This window comes from Cysteiniphilum sp. QT6929 (assembly GCF_030035755.1).
GTDB lineage: Bacteria > Pseudomonadota > Gammaproteobacteria > Francisellales > Francisellaceae > Caedibacter > Caedibacter litoralis.
The window spans coordinates 393,049-411,104 of sequence record NZ_CP103983.1 but is presented as its reverse complement, the minus strand read 5'-3'; the positions used below and the strand labels follow the sequence as shown (position 1 = coordinate 411,104).

Here is an 18,056-nt window from a genome sequence, read left to right as displayed (position 1 = left end):
TATTTGATATTCCCTTCGACTTAGCTCAGGGAGCGACGGGTAATTGGAGGGGGAGCATGTGGTCGTAATAAGTCTCAATATACCTTACGAATTTGTTACCTCTCCCCTTGTGGGAGAGGTCGTGCGGCGTAAGCTGTGCGGGTGAGGGGGGGTACGTTGGCTGAGCGTTAGTCGAAGCCAACTGTCATCTTTACTTTTTTTAGATTCCCTTCGACAGGCTCAGGGAGCGGTGATATTTAATTGGAAGACGCAGCGATTAATTCCAAAGGAATATTGATATCAATACTATGAGGCAATAAAAGTTTATGCGTATAATTTTGTGACTGCAAAAACTGAATAAGAAGATCTTGTAGCACTTGAGGTGGTAAGGGCGAGAAGCTTATTTTCTCTATGACACCTTGATCATTAATTGTTGCCGTGATCACTACGCTAATGGATTGAGCAGGTGCTGGTTGTTTGGCAAGATAGTTACTTAAAGCGCTTTGCAATTCTGACATGATGTTATTTATTTCTTCGGCGCTACTAAAGGCAGAGGTGGCTGAAGTTGTATTCAATCTGATAGTATGAGGATCTTTATTAATCGGTTGAGGCGATGATTTATTTGCTTCAATGTTCTTGTTTTCGTGATGTAGTGGTTGTATTTGTTTTGGTGGATTATTGTCAATTTTAAGTTTTGCGTTTTGTGTTGTCAGCGGCGTATAAGCTATTGTTGGTGATGGTTCTAACGTATTCGTCCGAGGAGCTGCTAGTGAAATATTCGTTACACTATTTGGCGTGTTAGTAGTTAGTTTGGTCTGGCTAAGATAAACAATATGTGCAGGCATACTTTCTTTGGTTAGGGCAATATCAATATGTTTATTTGACGTGTTACTCATATATTTGGCAATGACATATAAAAGAGCAATAACTAATATAACACTTATGTGCAAAATCAGAGAAAGCAGGGTTGCACGTTTCATAACAAACTATTAAAACTGATATTGAATATTAAGCATGGCGACAATACCATCAGCAGGGTAGTAGCTTAGGTCTGTTGAATTATAGGTTGAAACATAACTGTAATAGAACTTATTAAACAGGTTATAAATATTGAAATTAAACTGCCAATGATCTAGCTGATATTTAGCGCTAAGGTTGGTAAGGAAATAACCGCTTTGTTTGCCAAGGGTGTTGGTATAATCACCATAGGCGTAGCTTGCACTATAGTATTGCTCTTGTAACCAGAAAGAGAGTTTGTCATTAAATTGCCAATGGCTATGGATCTCAGCAGTAAAAGGTGGCTGACCGGGTACTTGATTATTACTGATATCAACGTTATTTTTATTGCTATCTTCAAAAAAACCGGATCTAAACGTATTTAGATTAAAAGCAAAGCTACCGCCAAGACTTAAACTCGGCAGCCATGCGTAATCAAGTGCGAATAAATTACCAATGGTTTGTGTCGGTGGTAAGTTAATATTAGCGCCAAAAGATGTGTCACCACTTTTCAAGTTAGGATTGTAATCAATCTGGTTATTAATCAGCATCCAATAAGTGCTATTTTTCAAGGTTAATCTATCGTCTTTATAGGTATTATCAAGCTGATAAACCCATGCCGTTTGCGGATTTAAACCAAAGCTTGTCGTTGTCCCTGGGGTTAAATTAGATTGATCAATAAAAGGCAGCTGATAGGCATATGAAGCTGAAACACGCGTATTAAAACTTTTACTCCAATTGTATTGCAGATAAATGTCACCCGCACTGATATTAATTACTTGTGAGCCTGAGCTATTTCTCGAGATAAAATCACCCGTAGTATAGCTATGCTCAAAACGCCCGCCAATACCGCTTTGCCAGTTTTTAGCTAAGGTAAAGTCACTTTGGTTAAATAGTGCAATGTTGGTTTGTGTCGCATTATTTGTGGTAGCGCTTTGTCTGAAGGTTTGATAATTAAACTCAGTACCAAACGTGTTTTTTACAAAATCATTGTCAAATACAATGCTTGGACGTAAATAAAATAAACTACTACCTTGTTTAGAGGAGTAGTTTGAGTCGGCAAAAATGGCATTAGCCCATTGCTGTTGATATTGCGATTTAAGGTTAAATTGCCACTGTTTATCAAGTGTTTGTTCAAAATTAAGCTGTGTATTAACGGTGTGATTAATATATTTTTCTTTTCCATTACTTGTTGCTTGCCATGGATTATCATCGCTTTGCTGTTGATTTAGTGCTCCTGGGAAATGCAAGTATTGATAACTGTCACTGAAGTTCAGTGACAACTTTTGGGTATTGGTTTGGTGCATTAAAGCAATATAGGCATTATTGCTATTGTTACGTGAATAATCGCGATAGCCATCAATGCTTTGACTATTATTAGCAAGTTGTAAACTCCACGTTTTTTCATTATCTAATAGCTGATTAATAAAGACATTAACGCCAGCACCAAATGGATAGCCACCAGATAAACCAATCATATATTTATCTTGAGCTATAAATTTCTGTTCAATATTAATCGTGCCGCCCAAGCCCATGCCGCCATAGAGTACGCTACTGGCTGTGGGATCAATAGCGATACTTTCAATGCTATCTTGTGGGATCAAAGAAATATTCTGAGCTTGCGAGTTGAATTGATTCAGTGGAATACCATTTAATAAAACACTTGCACGTTGCCCCTTTAAATAAAAACTGGGGTTTGCTGCGCTACTATTATTGCTGTTAACCCAAGCATTTTGCTCAATGGTGCGGTCAATGCTTTGATTGGCATAATTAGGCATTAAGGATATGTTAATAGGTGCGCTAGAGGTATTGCTATTATTTCGTGTTTTGTTTTGATCATTATTTAAATGATTCGCATAATTTATAACAATCGTTGGTAAGGTGTATTCAGTTGCTGACGAATGTTTATCATCGCTAGTGGCTTTGACATTTTTTACATTTTTGACATTATTATCACTGTCGTTATTCTGCTGATCAGCAAAGCTTATTTGCCCAACGATGGACAATAGTATGATGGCACTTAAGGTGCGAAAACGGTATGGTTGCATGAAGCCCTCTTTGTTGTTTATATCCCCGTAAACGTTGTGTTATTAGGCAGGTTTCCGGACTTATCCCAAATGCTTCTTCCCAGTTGCCCAGTGAATGATTGCAAACGCTTTTTAAGTTATCTTTACAAAGCGTGGTTTACCGTTGCGGGTACAGTATTGGATTTACACCAATTTCCCTTTTAACTCATGTATAAAGAACGATGAGCACCTAACAGGCGCTGATATTAGAGCGCTTTAGAGCAAATAGCAAGCGTAAACGTTGACTTAAGCGTTAGCCAATTTTCATCTTTACCTGTTTTTACATTTCCTTCGCCTTCGCTCAAGGAACGGCGGGTAGTTTTTGGAGCTTAGTTGTAATAAGCTTAAATACACCTTGCGAATTTATTACCTCGCCCCTTGTGGGAGAGGTCGTGCAGCATATGCTGCGCGGGTGAGGGGGATAGAAACATTGCCTGAAGCGTTAGCCGAAGCTTTCATTTGCTGCTAAGTAATCTTTTAAACTTCGCTTAAGGCACAATTGACTATCGAGTTAATAACATTAAAAGCAAAGAATATTAAGGGTTTTACTTGAGAAAGCCAGCATAGTAAAGGATACTATGCCACAGAACTAAAATAGACAAATTGCTTGTTGTTATGTCAAAAACAAATCGTGCAAATTACCCCTTGTTATCAAAGATTAATTCTCCTTGTGATTTGCGCAAACTTGCCGTTTCTCAATTAACACATTTAGCGACTGAAATACGCACCTTTCTTGTCGAGACGTTAGATGTCTCAGGCGGGCATTTTGCCAGTAGTTTAGGGGCTTTGGAGCTAACCATTGCTTTACATTATGTCTATGACACACCAAATGATCATTTGGTGTGGGATGTAGGACATCAAACCTATGTGCACAAGATCCTAACAGGGCGTGCTGACGAGTTGATTACTATCAAAAAGCCAGGTGGTATCTCAGGCTTTCCTAAGCGTAGTGAAAGTGTTTATGACAGCTTTGGTGTAGGGCATTCCAGTACATCAATAGGTGCCGCTTTAGGTATGGCAGAAGCAGATAAACTCAAAGGATCAAATGCTAAATCCGTTGCCATTATTGGTGATGGCGCCTTAACCGCAGGTATGGCGTTTGAAGCATTAAATCATGCTGGTGGTATGCACTCAGATGTTTTAGTCGTGCTAAATGATAATGAGATGTCTATCTCTGAGAATGTTGGCGCGCTTACCAGTCATTTGACTAAAATTCTATCGGGTTCAACCTATAACAATATTCGTGAAACCGGTAAAAAGTTTCTTAAAAAACTCCCTGGCGCCTTTGAGTTGGCAAAACGCTTGGAAACTCAAGCTAAGGGGATGTTTGTGCCGGCTAATTTATTTGAGGCACTTAATTTTTACTATGTGGGTCCGATTGATGGTCATGACATTGAGGCTTTGGTTGAGGCATTAAAAACGATTAAATATCATGACGGTCCTAAGCTTTTGCATATCTTAACCAAAAAGGGTAAAGGCTATGAAAAAGCAGAGGAAGATCCAATTAAGTTTCATCATGTTAATCCACAGTTTAATTCAAATTTAGCGACTAAAGGTGTATCACAAGCCAAATTAAGCTATTCAAATATCTTTGGGCAGTGGCTATGTGATATGGCTGCAAAAGATGACAAGCTTGTTGGTATCACGCCTGCAATGCGTGAAGGATCAGATTTGATTCGCTTTTCAAAAGAGTATCCTAAACGCTACTATGATGTTGCGATTGCTGAGCAACATGCGGTGACATTTGCCGCGGGTCTTGCTTGTGAGGGTTATAAACCTGTTGTTGCGATTTATTCAACCTTTTTACAACGCGCTTATGATCAAGTGATTCATGATGTCAGTTTACAGAATCTAGATATTCTCTATGCTGTGGATCGCGCTGGCATTGTAGGAGCTGATGGCGCGACACATGCGGGAATTTTTGATTTAAGCTTTATGCGTTGTATCCCCAATACCGTTGTCATGACGCCAAGTGATGAAAACGAATGTTATCACATGTTAAGCTTAGGTTTTAAACACCAAGGTCCTGCGATGGTGCGCTACCCGCGTGGTACGGGCACAGGAGCCGAGATTACAGAAAGTTTTGATTTAAAAATGGGACAATCAAAATGCGTGCGCCAAGGTCAAAAAGTGGCAATTTTAAACTTTGGTACGTTACTGCCAATAGCCATTAAAGCAGCTGAACAACTTAATGCTACCGTGATAGACATGCGCTTTGTTAAGCCATTAGATACGCACATAATTAAAGAGCTGGCCAATTCGCATGAGGTTCTTCTTACATTAGAAGAAAATGTGATTATGGGTGGCGCTGGATCTGCGGTGAGTGAATATCTAATTGCTAATGACCTATTAAGTAAAATCAAAGTGCGTAACATCGGATTACCTGATCATTATCAGGATCATGGTGATAAAAATGCATTACTGGCAGAAGTAGGCATTTCAGTAGAGGGTATTATTCAATTAGTTGAGTCAATGGTTTAAGTCAATAAATTAAGTAGCAGGACAAGTCTCAAGGGATGGTTTCTTGCGCTGAGATATAGCAATATAAGCACCAAAGAAGCTAAGTAGTAATCCCACCCAAATGGCATAAGAAATAATAAGTCCATCATAACCAAAGCGGGTAAGATATGCCCCAAGACTGCTAAAGGCAAAAGCAAATAGATTTTGCACCAATCCAATAGCGGATGCAGCAGTTCCGCGGCGATGTGGGTGAAGTGACAATGCTTGGCTCACTAAATTTGGCATACCAATGCCCGCCCCAATGGTAAAGATAAAAAATGGAATGGCTAATAACCATGCCGATAGAGTAACACCAACTAGCCGAGCAATAACAACCAAGATAAAAACAATGATTGAAACTGCGACAGGTAACATAAACATCTGCTTAAATGAAGTGCCTTTTTTCAGTAAAAATTTAGAGAAGATGCCGCCCAAAATAAACGCTACTGAAATCGGGATAAAGAACAGGCTAAAACTCTTTGTCGCAAAATGAAGCTTTGTTAGCAAAAAAGGAACCTGTGATAAATAAACATATACCGACATGTAGATCGTAGCACTGGCAAAGGCAAGTACCATAAACTGTGCATCAACAACCAAGTGTTTATATTGTCTTAAAATGGACAATACGATATGTGTTTGCTCCAACTGGTGCTGTGGTTTTTTAGTTTGCAATGCAGTTTTTGGCACAGGTAGACTTAATGTCAGCGCAATGAGGATAATTGCCAGAATAGTTAGGGTAACAAAAAGCGCTTGCCAGTGGCTAAACGATAGGATAAACCCACCAAACATGGGGGCCAATGCGGGCATTGAACCAATGATGATAAAGCCTGAATTAATCATATGTTTTGCTTTATCTTCAAAGTAGGTGAAGCTTAAAACTTGCCATAAGCAAAGTGCACTGGCAGCACTTAAACCTTCAATAAAACGTGCAAAGATAAAGGTGGATATATTCAGTGAAAATATCGCGATTACATTCGCAATAATATAAAGTGTCAGTCCGAAAATAAGCACTTTAGAGGTTTTGATATGATCGGCGATCGCTCCATATAAAGGAATACCAATGGCCAAACCAAGCATATAAAAACTAACGGTAAGACTAATATGTGCCTTGGTAGTAGCGAAAGTGTGTTGTAATGTCGGAATTGCTGGAATGTAGATGTTTACGGTTAAGATAGACAGTAAAGCAAGTAGATAAATCAGTAGTTTTATACGTGTGTTCATAGGGTTTCCATAGTTAAGTTATGTTGATTCATGATAATTACCTTCGGTTTTTGAACTTGTTAGCAGTATACAAAATTTGATGTTAATTAAAATTGAATAATATTTAATATGGTGTTAACTTATTTTGAACGATGTCTAGTGAGAAGCTAAATGAACTATACCTTGCAACAGTTGCGTGTTTTTATATCCGTCTATGAGTTAAAAAGCTTGCGCCAAAGTGCAGAAGCAATGTTTTTAACGCCTCCAGCCTTGACTAAACAGCTACAAAACTTGGAGGATATTGTTGGTTTTCAATTGTTTGAACGAACCAATAATAAATTAATTGCTAATAACAAAGGCCATGCTTTTTACACGCTGATTAAACCAATGTTACTTGAATTTGATCGCATTAATCAGTTGGAGCTACCTTTTTTAAAGCATAAAAAGCCAACGCTTAAAATTGCCTTATCACAAATATTTGAGCAAAGTCTATTTTGTAAAATCAGCCAGATTATGCAGCTTGATCAATCATTTGATTATGATCTTGTTGTTGAGAATAAAACAAAGCACATTGAGTTGTTGCTTAAACATGAGGTAGATGTTGCCTTAGTCGTACTTAATGAGGGTGAAAAAAACATGCTCAAAGATCATGGTTTTGATGTTAGGCTCTATACGGATATTATTTTTGATGCTTATATTTCACGTGATTTAGCAAAAGGCTTCGAAGGTATTGAAGATGAGTTAAAAACATTAAAATGTATTATGCAAACCCAATTAAAAGATATGTTACAGATTAAAAATGCGCTTTATTTTTCCTCATATACGACAATATTGCATGCAATTAGCCAAGGCATTGGTTATGGCTTCTTACCAACACCACTGTTAGCGACTCAGGAAAAAGAGATGCTTTTGAATATCAATGAGCAGATTCCTGAGCGTACTCCTAATATGCAAAGTTATTATGTTTTTGCGCAAAATTCACCACTATTGAGTCTTATTGAAATGGTTTTTAATGTCAGATAAAAACGGTTATTTGGCGTTTAGGTGAAATGGTGTATAATGCGCTCACTCGGCACCTATCACTAATCATATTTTGATTGCGGTTGTGTGTTTAAAATCGAATAATACAAATGATAGTAGAAATAAATAAGGTATAAAGGGTATAGCATGTCAAAGTACGTGGTTTCAGCACTGTATAAGTTTGTCACACTGGACGATTATGAAGCATTAAGAGCACCATTATTAAAAACAATGGAAGATAATATGGTGCGTGGCACGCTATTGTTAGCCAAAGAGGGTATCAATGGCACGATCGCAGGCACTGCTGCAGGTATTGAAGCTGTACTTAAGTTTCTAAAATCTGATGCACGTTTGGCTAATTTGGTACATAAAGAATCATTTGATGAGCATATTCCTTTTAATCGCACCAAAGTGAAGCTAAAAAAAGAAATTGTGACCTTAGGTGTCGAAGGATTAGATCCTCTTAAAGTATGTGGCACTTACGTTAAACCACAAGATTGGAATGCCTTAATTTCGGATCCTGACGTTTTATTAATTGATACACGCAATGATTACGAAATTGACATTGGTACATTTAAAAATGCGGTTAACCCGCATACGGAGACGTTTCGTGAGTTTCCTGAATATGTTGAAAAACATTTAGATAAGACAAAACACAAAAAAGTAGCAATGTTTTGCACCGGTGGCATTCGTTGTGAAAAATCAACTGCTTTTTTGAAAGAACAAGGCTTTGATGAGGTCTATCATTTAGAAGGTGGTATTTTAAAATACCTTGAAGAAGTACCTGAAGAAAAAAGTCTATGGCAAGGTGAGTGCTTTGTTTTTGATTCACGTGTTGCTGTGACGCATGATTTAGCCAAAGGTCAATATGATCAATGCTATGCTTGTCGCCGCCCAATTACTGAAGAAGACAAGCTGAAACCTGAGTATGAGCAAGGTGTGTCTTGTCATCATTGTAAGGGCAATCATACCTCTGAACAAAGAAAGCGTTTCTTAGAGCGTGAAAAACAAAGTCAATTAGCACGTGAGCGAGGTGAGTTGCATATTGGTGAAGAGGCAAAACAAGTAGGATTAATCCGTAAAGCGCAGAAACAGCAAAAGCGCGAAAGAGATCGTTTGGCGAATAAGAGGTGTTAACAATAGATAGGTTGGAGTTGCGCATCCTAGAAAAACTATAGTTTTTTAAAACACCCTGTCAGTCTACGACTGCCACCCCTCTTGCAAAGAGGGGAATTAGGCAATTGTGATTTTATATTCCCCTCTTTGCAAGAGGGGTGCCGAACTTGTGAGGCGGGGTGTTGAAATGGGAAGCTTGAGTCAATATAAACTATAAATTAATTAGCTCAGTTACTTAAAGCAAAGGAATAGCTAGATCAATGGATAATATCGATAAAACGTATTTATTAAAACTGTTTTCACTACAGCAAAAAGCTTTTTCACTTGATCAATATCCTGATTATGTATTGCGTAAAGAGAAGCTTAAGCGCTTATATTCAGTATTATTAAAGCATGAACAAGCATTGATTGATGCGGTAAGTGATGACTTTGGTCATCGCAGTGCCAATGAGACTTGGTTGAGTGAGATTTTTCAAGTTACCAGTACCATTAAGTATGTCCTTAAACATTTGCGCAGTTGGATGGCTAAAGAGAAACGTCATACCAGTGTGATTTTTAAACCTGCTAAAAACTATGTTTATTATCAGCCAATAGGTGTTGTTGGTATTATGGTGCCATGGAACTATCCCATTTTGTTGAGTTTGTCGCCACTTATCTATGCCTTGGCTGCGGGAAATCGAGTGTGCATTAAACTCTCAGAGCATACACCTAAGACCAATCGTGTGATTATAGAAATTTGCAAACGCGCTTTTAATATTGATGAAGTGGCGGTTGTCACAGGCGATGCTACAGTGGCGCAAAGTTTTAGCGAATTACCTTTTGATCATTTGTTTTTTACTGGATCAACGGCTATTGGCAGAAAGGTAATGGAGGCTGCCGCTAAGAATTTAACACCCGTGACGCTTGAATTAGGCGGCAAATCGCCGTTAGTTATCAGTCAAAATTTTCCTTTAAAAAAAGCAGCTAAAATGATTACTTTTGCCAAAGGATTAAATGCTGGACAAACGTGTATTGCGCCGGATTATATATTTGTTCATGCGCAAAAACTTGAGGCATTTGTAGCTGAAATGGAAGTAGCGTTTAAAGAAATGTATCCACAATATATGACTAATGATGATTATAGTAGTGTGATGAATGAGGCACAGTTTAATCGCTTGCAAGAATATATTGACGAGGCAAAAGAGCAGGGTGTTAAGGTCGTTGTGCTAGATGAGCTTAAAGCGACTAATGACCACAGTCGAAAAATGCCTATTTCATTGCTATTAAATCCAAAGAAGGATTTACAGGTGATGCAAGATGAGATCTTTGGTCCATTATTGCCGGTGTTAAGCTATCAATCGATTGAAGAGGTGATAAGTTATATTAATCAAAAACCTCGTCCATTAGCTGCTTACCTTTTGAGTTATAATCGCACTGAACAAGAGTATATTAATAGGAATATTATTAGTGGCGGGATGTGTATCAATGATGTGTTAAACCATATCGCGCAGCATGATTTGCCTTTTGGCGGCGTTGGTAGTTCAGGTATGGGGCGCTATCACGGTTTTGAAGGGTTTAAAACATTCTCTAATGCCAAATCAATTTGTCAGCGCGGTAGACTCAATAGTGCGCTTTGGCTTTATCCGCCCTATGGGCAACGGTTTTCTTGGTTTCGTAAACTCTTTAAAGGATAGATGGCAGTTTCCCACTGCAAAATGATTTATGGGTGATATAATTCATCATTAAACGCGCTAAATCAAAAGCACATTTTATGCTTAAAAATGTTGGCATCCGCGGGCGGATGATTTTATTAACTTTATTACCAACACTGACAGTGTCAGCATTGCTTGGGTTTTATTTTATCAGCATGCGCTTCTCTGATTTGGATCGTAATCTATATATTCGTGGTGAGGCAGTTACTACTGAGCTTGTTGCAGCTTCTGAATATGGTCTGTACTTTGACAGCAAGATTATCTTACAAAATGTCACGGATAATATTTTAAGCTATCCGGATGTGCGCATGGCTGCGATTTATGATCGTGATGGTAATTTATTAACATTCACGGGTAGAATACCGCAAGTAAATCCTCGTTTTTTTAAAGAAAATTCAGACTTGATTAGTAAAAAAATCTTTATGCAAGAAGGGCATAAAAATATCCAGTTTTTAGCGCCTGTTATTTCACGCACCATTAACCCAAAAGAAACAAGTGTTGATAAGCTTTATACGGAAAAAGATCAACGTATCGGCTGGGTTGTTATTACCTTAAGTCGTGAAAACACTATTATGAATCAGTATCAGGCAATTATTGCGACATTACTGATTGTATTGATTGGGTTAACGGTGAGTATCTTATTTGGGCTACGTTTAAGTGGGGATTTGATCAATCCGCTTTTTGATATTATCAATGCAGTGAAACGTATTAAAGAAGGTGCGTTAGATACCAAGCTTGATGGCAATCCACCAGGCGAGCTTAAGAATCTTGAAGAAGGTGTCAATAGCATGGCGCTATCGCTTAATAATGCGCATCAAGAAATGCAGCGTAATATTAAACAAGCGACAAGAGAGCTAAGACATACGCTTAAAACGATTGAACGCCAAAATATTCAATTAGATCAGGCACGTAAAGAAGCGATTGAGGCTAGCGAGATAAAAAGTAAATTCTTAGCCAATATGAGTCATGAGATTCGCACACCCATGAATGGAGTATTAGGCTTTTTGGACTTATTGGCAAAAAGTAAGCTGAGCTCCTTACAACGTGAGTATCTAGAAACAATTATCTTATCTTCCAATAATCTATTGAGCATTATCAATGATATTTTGGATTTCTCAAAAATAGAATCGGGCAACTTAATTCTTGAACATCAGCCGTTTAATTTGCGTGAAGAAATTACCAATTGCATGATGTTATTCAAGCCCAAGGTCATTGAGCAGCAGGTTGACTTTGGTGTGTTGCTCGACCCGCAATTGCCACAGATGGTCACAGGTGATGCATTAAGGTTTTGCCAAATTTTAACCAACCTTGTGGGCAATGCATTGAAATTTACTGAGCAAGGGAGCGTGCGCGTTGGTATTGAATTAAAAGCAATTCATAATGAGAAAAACGAGAAAAATGCGCAAAGTGAGCAAGTAGAATTATATGTTACGATTAAGGACACGGGCATTGGTTTATCATCTGAGCAAATAGCTAAGCTATTTCATGCCTTCACGCAAGCTGACTTATCAACTAGTCGCAAATATGGAGGCACGGGACTGGGACTTACTATTAGTAAAACGCTGATTGAAAAAATGCATGGGGAAATTAAAGTTGAAAGTGAGTTGGGTCATGGCGCATGCTTTAGCTTTAATGTGTTTTTTGAGCAAGGACCAAGTGTAACGATTGAAAGAAAGAAACCAAAAAGCATTAAAAAGCTCATCGTTTATAATCAAAGTCGCTATGCCTGTGAGATGTTTCTTGCGCATATTGCACTTCTTGATATTGAGTTTATCTGCTGTGAGAGTGAGACTGCATTAATTGATAGTGTGGTTGAACAAGATACGGTTGATATTGTATTGATTTATAACACACTGCCTGAAATGCAGAAATTAAAACAGTCATTAATTATGGATTTGCAGTCATTTACGCAAGCGAATATTTTTCTTATTGCTAATATGCCGCTAAATGAACTCTTTGATTACACGCATAAGCTAGATCTTAAGAATTGTTTGAATTACCCATATAAGCCTAATAAACTGGTTTCTTTTTTAGAGAGTTCTCTTGAATTGAGTGAAACAGAAGAGGCTGACACTGTAGGTGACATACCTAATATACAAGTAGAAAAATCGATACTTATTGTTGATGACAATCCCATTAATTTAAAGCTATTGCATATTTTATTGAAAACAAAAGGCTACTCTCCAGTTGATGCCTTTAGTGCAAAAGAGGCGTTATCATTAGCTCAAAAGCAAAAATTTATGATGGTCTTAACCGATGTGCATATGCCTGAGATGGATGGGGTTGAGTTATGTCATGCCTTGCGCCAAGATCAGCGTTATCAGAATACCCCTATCATTGCTGTCACGGCAGATGTTGTTGAAGGGCAGGGCGAGAGCCTTTTACAAGAGGGTTTTGATGCCATACAAATCAAGCCGATTGATGACAATGCGTTATCCGAATTATTGATGCATTATTTAGGTAGTAATGAGTTGTCATTACAAACTAAAAATGACGAGAAAAATGAAAATTTCGAGCATATAAGCGAGCTTAGCAATAAGAATGCAGCGGTTGATGATGAAATCTATATCGATATTAATCTTGCGTCAGGCCTAGCAGGTGGCAATGTTGTTTTTGCCAAGGAAATGCTGGCAGCATTTATGGGCTCTTTAAATAGTGCTGTTGAAGAGATCGTGAGCGCTTATGAAAATAACGAGGGTAAACACTTAAGAGATTTAGTACATAAGCTTCACGGCGGTGCTAGTTACTGTGGCGTGCCTGCGTTGAAAAATAAATTAGCACAGCTTGAAAAAGCGCTGCAACATAATAATTATACGATTGATGCCATTGTGCTAGAGAAGTATGAGCAATTTGTGATGGTTTGTGATAAAACAATACAAGCTTATCATCAATATAATCAATAAATTGAGTCAATAAATTTAAGGAGCGAAAGCGAAATGTTAGATCAAGCAAAACGCTTTAGTCAGCGCGTGCTAAATGTTGAAGGTTCAAAAGCCGCTGAAATGGCAGCCCGTGCTGCAAGTCTTATTAAGGCAGGGCATCAAGATGTGATTTCTTTGGCGGTTGGTGAGCCAGGATTTGATTCACCTAGCGTGGTTAAAGAAGCTGCTAAAAAAGCGATTGATGAAAATCGCACGCAATATACACCAGTAGATGGAATTGTTGAGTTAAAAGAGGCGATTATGAAACGCTACAGCCGCGATTATCAGCTTAATTTTCAACATAATGAAGTGTGTGTGACAACAGGTGCTAAGCACAGTCTATACAATATTTTTAATTGTATTTTAAATGCAGGTGATGAAGTGCTGTTCTTCTCGCCTTTTTGGACATCTTATCCTGATATGATTAAGCTTGCGCATGGTAAACCGATAGTCGTGGAGACAACGCATCACAATGATTTTCAGCCAACGGAGCATGACTTAAGAGCAAAACTTAATACCAAAACAAAGGCGTTAGTGCTTAATATTCCACATAACCCAACTGGTGCGATATATCACAAAGAAACATTGAATATGATTGCTCGTGTATTAAAAGATTACCCTGATGTTTGGGTCATTAGTGATGATATTTACGATATGCTTTATTGGGGAGATCGTCCACTGACATTGATTGAAGTGTCGCCTGAGTTAAAATCGCGTTATGCCATTGTTAATGGCGTATCTAAAAGTTATGCGATGGCAGGATGGCGCATTGGCTATATCATTGCACCCGAGGATATGATCAATATGCTTAAGCGTTATCAGTCACAATCGATGTCATGCGCGTGCTCTATCTCACAGTATGCTGCAATAGAAGCTCTCAATTTACCAAGATCAGCACTATTTGAACAACTAACAATATATCAAGAACGTGTCAATTTTTGTTATGAGGCATTACAAAACGTGCCAGAGATAGATTGTCTATTACCAGAGACAACCTTTTATTTATTCCCTTATGTGCAGCCAATTATTGAAGCATTAGGCTTTAAAGATGATGTGAGTTTTTGTTTGCATTTATTAGAAACCAAGCATTTAGCTGTTATGCCAGGTTCCGCGTTTGGCGCACCAGGTTACCTACGCCTTAGCTGTGCCGATGAGGTCAGTGTTTTAACAGATGCCATGGAACGCTTAGTTGATTATGTTAAACAAGAAAGAGTACATGCCAAAGCATTATAAAGAGGATCATGATGAATTATATTGAACTATTAGAGCAACGCTTTGCTTGCAAGAAATTTGACCCAACACGCAAAATTTCTGCCAAAGATAAAGCATTTATTTTAGAAGCAGGGCGGCTGTCACCATCATCGTTTGGTTTGGAGCCATGGCAGTTTATTGTGATCCAAGATGATAAATTGCGTGAGAAATTAAAACCTGCATGCTGGAATCAAAGCCAAATTACAGATTCAAGCTTTATTGTTATTATCTTAAGTCGCAAAGCGCATAACTTCCGTGGTAAGAGTGATTATGTTCGTCAAAAGGTTTCGCGCCGAAATTTACCACAAGAAATGCAGGATACTTACCTAGGTTTAGTGCAAAACTATCTCAGTGTTGAAGATACGGATGCTTGGGCAAAAAGACAGTGTTATATTGCACTAACGAATCTACTCAATGCCGCACAATCTTTAGGTATTAGCAGCTGCCCAATTGAGGGTTTTGAAGCTGAAAATGTCAAGAAAGTCCTTGATGAATATAAACAAATCAATTTTGATGATTTTGATTTTTCAGGTGTGATGTGTGCATTTGGTTATAGTGCCATGGATTTACCAAAAAAGTTTCGTGCTGCTTCAACCGAAGTTATTATTGAAATTTAGCGATCGAATGTGATTTTTCTAAAACCATTTTTATTTGCTGTGACATCTTAAGCTTTTATTAATTTTGATTATTGATGATGGACAGGTGTTATAACACTCACCCCAGAAAATGAACAATAATTAAAGGAGCACTTAAGATGAAAAAGAACAAATTTTTTAAAGCGATTGCAATGATATTTATCGGTATTTTCTTAGCAGGTAACTTAGCTGCTGCTTATGCCGGTACCGATTATGTATCAAACTCAAATAAAGCATACAAGCACAGTCTTGTTCAACCAGCTCAAAATACCCCGAACATACCAATGACAGGCTCGGATGGTATGTAACAGTAACACTGCATCGTATTAGTTAAATGTGTTAGCTAGTGCGTCAATCAGTGATGGATCAGGATTGGTTTCAGGGTTTGGCGCATCACCTGAAGTATCCCAAAACATCGCCCCTTTTAACCCTTGCTGTTTTAGCCAATGTGCTTTGATTTTAACCATTGTTGCCGAATCATAGGTAATAAACATCCGTGACAACGGGTTGTAATAATAGCTTTCAACAATGCGATCAAATGGATAGGTAACACCTGAGATTGTATAACCATTGATGCCCACCTCACCAAAGTTGCCAACACTTCTTAATACATTGTTGTTATCGCGCACAAGAATATAGGTGTAATCAGATGCTGTGTTAGCAAAGCTTGCGCATACTTCATTATCTTTAACATTGGAGAAGCTATCCCCCATGAGGCAGTTATATCCTAGACTGCCATCCTCCCACTCACCAGGTCCTGTAACACCTGACTGATAAACTCCTGGAATATGTGCTAATCCAACATCTACTTCTACCCACTGGCGCCCATAGAGTGGAATGCCGGCGATGATTTTTTGATTGCTGACGCCTTCGGCATTAAGTGCGGCAACACTGCTGATGAGATTCCATTGTCCTTTGGTTGTCGTATAGTTTGGTGCATCAGTACCTTCTGTGGCAGATAAGGGGGATTGATGTCCTGTGGTACTATCCCACGTTCCTGCGGCATCATAGGACATGATGTTGATCGAATCAAGATACGGTAGCATCTGACTATAGTGATTAAGGGTGATATTTTCAGGTGCTTGATTGATGGCAATACTTAAATGATAGGTTTTACCAGTGGTGTTACTTAAGTTATCCAACTTTTGACGAACAACTTTAATAAGCTCGACATAGTTAGCAGCATCGCTATATTGTAAGTATTGATCAAGAATTGCTTGCTTTTGCTCATTAGTAATCCCAGCCCCTTGGGCAGCAATAGCCGTATTAGCGGCATTGATATGCTCATTTTGCACACCCCATACAGGAAACTCCCAATCAAGATCAAGCCCGTCCATATTGTATTGCTCAACCAATGCCGTGGCACTATTGGCAAAGGCTAGACGTTTTTGTGGATCAGCAGCAACACTTGGGAAATTGCCAGACCATGTCCAACCTCCAATAGAAAAAACAGCAATCAAATCGTTGTTATACTGGTTCTTTGCCAATGTCTTTAACTGTTGAATACGCTCTAGATTACCATAGAAAGGTTTGTCAGAACCCTCGCCAAACCATGTGCCTGCTTGATAGACACCATGCGCAGTGGTAACGTTTGTTGTAAAGCGTTTCTCCGTATCGGCATAACCATCACCAAGTGTGACAATACCATTAGCGTTAAAGTTCAAAAAAGCATAATAAAGCACATCAAGATCTTTTGCATCTAAGTGGTGTATTTGGTGATCGCGTCCATAGGTTCCCCACGCAGGATAATAGGCGCCAACCTCGTAAAAAACATTATCCGCTGAATAGCTAATCGCAAGATCTTGTGTGCTTGCAGCCGTAACGGTTATATTGTTGGTGTTATTTGCGCTATAGTAGCGATTATTTGCATTATCAAGATAGCCTTGATAGCTAATCGTATAAGTGCCAGGATTAAGACTCAAAGTGACATTGAAGTTATTGGTCATTTGTGAATTAACAAGGTTTGATTCATTATCATAAACACTTACCAAACGTTCAGTGCTGCCACTAGGAAGGTTGTTTAATGTGATATGAATAACGCCAGCTTCTGCGGCAAGCGCATTGTAATTAAGTGAAACGGGGCTGGTCATGCCACTGTGTATTGAAATGCTCGCCGTTGTTAGTACATAATTGATCCCTTCATATAAAATAGTGGACTCAACAGAATAGTCATTGCTTGTTAAGGTAACACCTGACTGGCTACGCATTTCCGATAAACTATAGCTGATAACTTCTTGATTTGGTTTAATAAAGTTAACCGTGCCATCGGCTGTTTCAGGAATACCATTTACTATAAATTGCACGATATTAATTGATGGTATTGGTGTCGGCTCAACCTCGGTTTCAGGTACTTCAGGCTCGGTGTTTTCCGTGTTCTCTGTGTTTTCTGTGTTTCCTATCGTTGTGTTTTCAGATGATGGTAAGGTTTGATGGTCTGACTCAGACGTAGGTGTTGATGTTGGTGATGTTTCATTGCTTGCGCCATCAGAGCCGCCACCGCAAGCACTTATGATCAAAGCCGTCAATGTGAGAAAATAAAGTTTAGATAATTTCATGCTGTTCTCCTTAATAATTGCACAGGCAGAGAAAATGATCGCAAAACAATCAAGCAACTGTAACTACAGATTATGAACAGCGGTGTGCGTAATTTATGCATATTGGATAAAAGAGATGAAAATATAG

The 18,056-nt window shown here is 38.5% G+C and carries 12 protein-coding genes and 1 riboswitch; of the genes, 8 read left to right on the top strand and 4 right to left on the bottom strand.

From position 1 onward, the window contains the following. Positions 1-236 precede the first annotated feature (236 nt). Complete coding sequence (locus NYP54_RS01840; RefSeq protein WP_283156912.1) at positions 237-875, bottom strand: hypothetical protein; 639 nt, start codon at positions 873-875, stop codon at positions 237-239. A gap of 93 nt (positions 876-968) precedes the next feature. Then, the gene (locus NYP54_RS01835; RefSeq protein WP_283156911.1) at positions 969-3,023 is read right to left on the bottom strand and encodes a TonB-dependent receptor; all 2,055 of its coding nucleotides are present in this window, start codon (positions 3,021-3,023) and stop codon (positions 969-971) included. A gap of 27 nt (positions 3,024-3,050) precedes the next feature. Then, positions 3,051-3,250: riboswitch (cobalamin riboswitch) on the bottom strand. Positions 3,251-3,656: 406 nt separating this feature from the next. Here NYP54_RS01835 and dxs point away from each other — a divergent pair. Next, positions 3,657-5,522 (top strand): 1-deoxy-D-xylulose-5-phosphate synthase, encoded by a 1,866-nt coding sequence (gene dxs / locus NYP54_RS01830; protein ID WP_283156910.1) that lies wholly within the window; start codon positions 3,657-3,659, stop codon positions 5,520-5,522. 9 nt (positions 5,523-5,531) lie between these two features. Here the strand turns inward: dxs and NYP54_RS01825 are convergent, their stop codons facing one another. After that, positions 5,532-6,761 (bottom strand): MFS transporter, encoded by a 1,230-nt coding sequence (locus tag NYP54_RS01825; RefSeq protein WP_283156909.1) that lies wholly within the window; start codon positions 6,759-6,761, stop codon positions 5,532-5,534. A gap of 150 nt (positions 6,762-6,911) precedes the next feature. Here NYP54_RS01825 and NYP54_RS01820 point away from each other — a divergent pair, with 150 nt between their 5' ends. The 7 genes from NYP54_RS01820 to NYP54_RS01790 all read left to right on the top strand — a co-directional run bounded on the left by NYP54_RS01820 (position 6,912) and on the right by NYP54_RS01790 (position 15,682). After that, positions 6,912-7,763 carry a LysR family transcriptional regulator gene (locus NYP54_RS01820; RefSeq protein ID WP_283156908.1) on the top strand — a complete coding sequence of 284 codons (852 nt, stop codon included), beginning with the start codon at positions 6,912-6,914 and terminating at the stop codon, positions 7,761-7,763. A 144-nt stretch (positions 7,764-7,907) separates the two neighbouring features. Then, complete coding sequence (locus NYP54_RS01815; RefSeq protein ID WP_283156907.1) at positions 7,908-8,897, top strand: rhodanese-related sulfurtransferase; 990 nt, start codon at positions 7,908-7,910, stop codon at positions 8,895-8,897. 239 nt (positions 8,898-9,136) lie between these two features. Beyond that, positions 9,137-10,549: a coniferyl aldehyde dehydrogenase gene (locus tag NYP54_RS01810; protein WP_283156906.1), complete on the top strand. Its 1,413-nt coding sequence runs from the start codon at positions 9,137-9,139 to the stop codon at positions 10,547-10,549. A 107-nt stretch (positions 10,550-10,656) separates the two neighbouring features. Next, positions 10,657-13,470, top strand: a complete 2,814-nt coding sequence (locus tag NYP54_RS01805) for an ATP-binding protein (RefSeq protein ID WP_283156905.1) — start codon at positions 10,657-10,659, stop codon at positions 13,468-13,470. Between the two features lie 33 nt (positions 13,471-13,503). After that, on the top strand, positions 13,504-14,721 hold the full coding sequence (locus tag NYP54_RS01800) for a pyridoxal phosphate-dependent aminotransferase (protein ID WP_283156904.1): 1,218 nt from the start codon (positions 13,504-13,506) through the stop codon (positions 14,719-14,721). 11 nt (positions 14,722-14,732) lie between these two features. Then, positions 14,733-15,356: an NAD(P)H-dependent oxidoreductase gene (locus NYP54_RS01795; protein WP_283156903.1), complete on the top strand. Its 624-nt coding sequence runs from the start codon at positions 14,733-14,735 to the stop codon at positions 15,354-15,356. Between the two features lie 137 nt (positions 15,357-15,493). Further along, complete coding sequence (locus NYP54_RS01790) at positions 15,494-15,682, top strand: hypothetical protein (protein WP_283156902.1); 189 nt, start codon at positions 15,494-15,496, stop codon at positions 15,680-15,682. 18 nt (positions 15,683-15,700) lie between these two features. On the opposite strand, the gene NYP54_RS01785 is transcribed toward NYP54_RS01790, so the two are convergent. Beyond that, positions 15,701-17,929 carry a glycosyl hydrolase family 18 protein gene (locus NYP54_RS01785; RefSeq protein WP_283156901.1) on the bottom strand — a complete coding sequence of 743 codons (2,229 nt, stop codon included), beginning with the start codon at positions 17,927-17,929 and terminating at the stop codon, positions 15,701-15,703. Positions 17,930-18,056: the final 127 nt, after the last annotated feature.

Excerpts from the sequence above, each read along its gene's own strand:
- NYP54_RS01840 (WP_283156912.1), bottom strand. The coding sequence starts at position 875 with ATGAGTAACACGTCAAATAAACATATTGATATTGCCCTAACCAAAGAA.
- NYP54_RS01835 (WP_283156911.1), bottom strand. The coding sequence starts at position 3,023 with ATGCAACCATACCGTTTTCGCACCTTAAGTGCCATCATACTATTGTCC.
- dxs (WP_283156910.1), top strand. The coding sequence starts at position 3,657 with ATGTCAAAAACAAATCGTGCAAATTACCCCTTGTTATCAAAGATTAAT.
- NYP54_RS01825 (WP_283156909.1), bottom strand. The coding sequence starts at position 6,761 with ATGAACACACGTATAAAACTACTGATTTATCTACTTGCTTTACTGTCT.
- NYP54_RS01820 (WP_283156908.1), top strand. The coding sequence starts at position 6,912 with ATGAACTATACCTTGCAACAGTTGCGTGTTTTTATATCCGTCTATGAG.
- NYP54_RS01815 (WP_283156907.1), top strand. The coding sequence starts at position 7,908 with ATGTCAAAGTACGTGGTTTCAGCACTGTATAAGTTTGTCACACTGGAC.
- NYP54_RS01810 (WP_283156906.1), top strand. The coding sequence starts at position 9,137 with ATGGATAATATCGATAAAACGTATTTATTAAAACTGTTTTCACTACAG.
- NYP54_RS01805 (WP_283156905.1), top strand. The coding sequence starts at position 10,657 with ATGATTTTATTAACTTTATTACCAACACTGACAGTGTCAGCATTGCTT.
- NYP54_RS01800 (WP_283156904.1), top strand. The coding sequence starts at position 13,504 with ATGTTAGATCAAGCAAAACGCTTTAGTCAGCGCGTGCTAAATGTTGAA.
- NYP54_RS01795 (WP_283156903.1), top strand. The coding sequence starts at position 14,733 with ATGAATTATATTGAACTATTAGAGCAACGCTTTGCTTGCAAGAAATTT.
- NYP54_RS01790 (WP_283156902.1), top strand. The coding sequence starts at position 15,494 with ATGAAAAAGAACAAATTTTTTAAAGCGATTGCAATGATATTTATCGGT.
- NYP54_RS01785 (WP_283156901.1), bottom strand. The coding sequence starts at position 17,929 with ATGAAATTATCTAAACTTTATTTTCTCACATTGACGGCTTTGATCATA.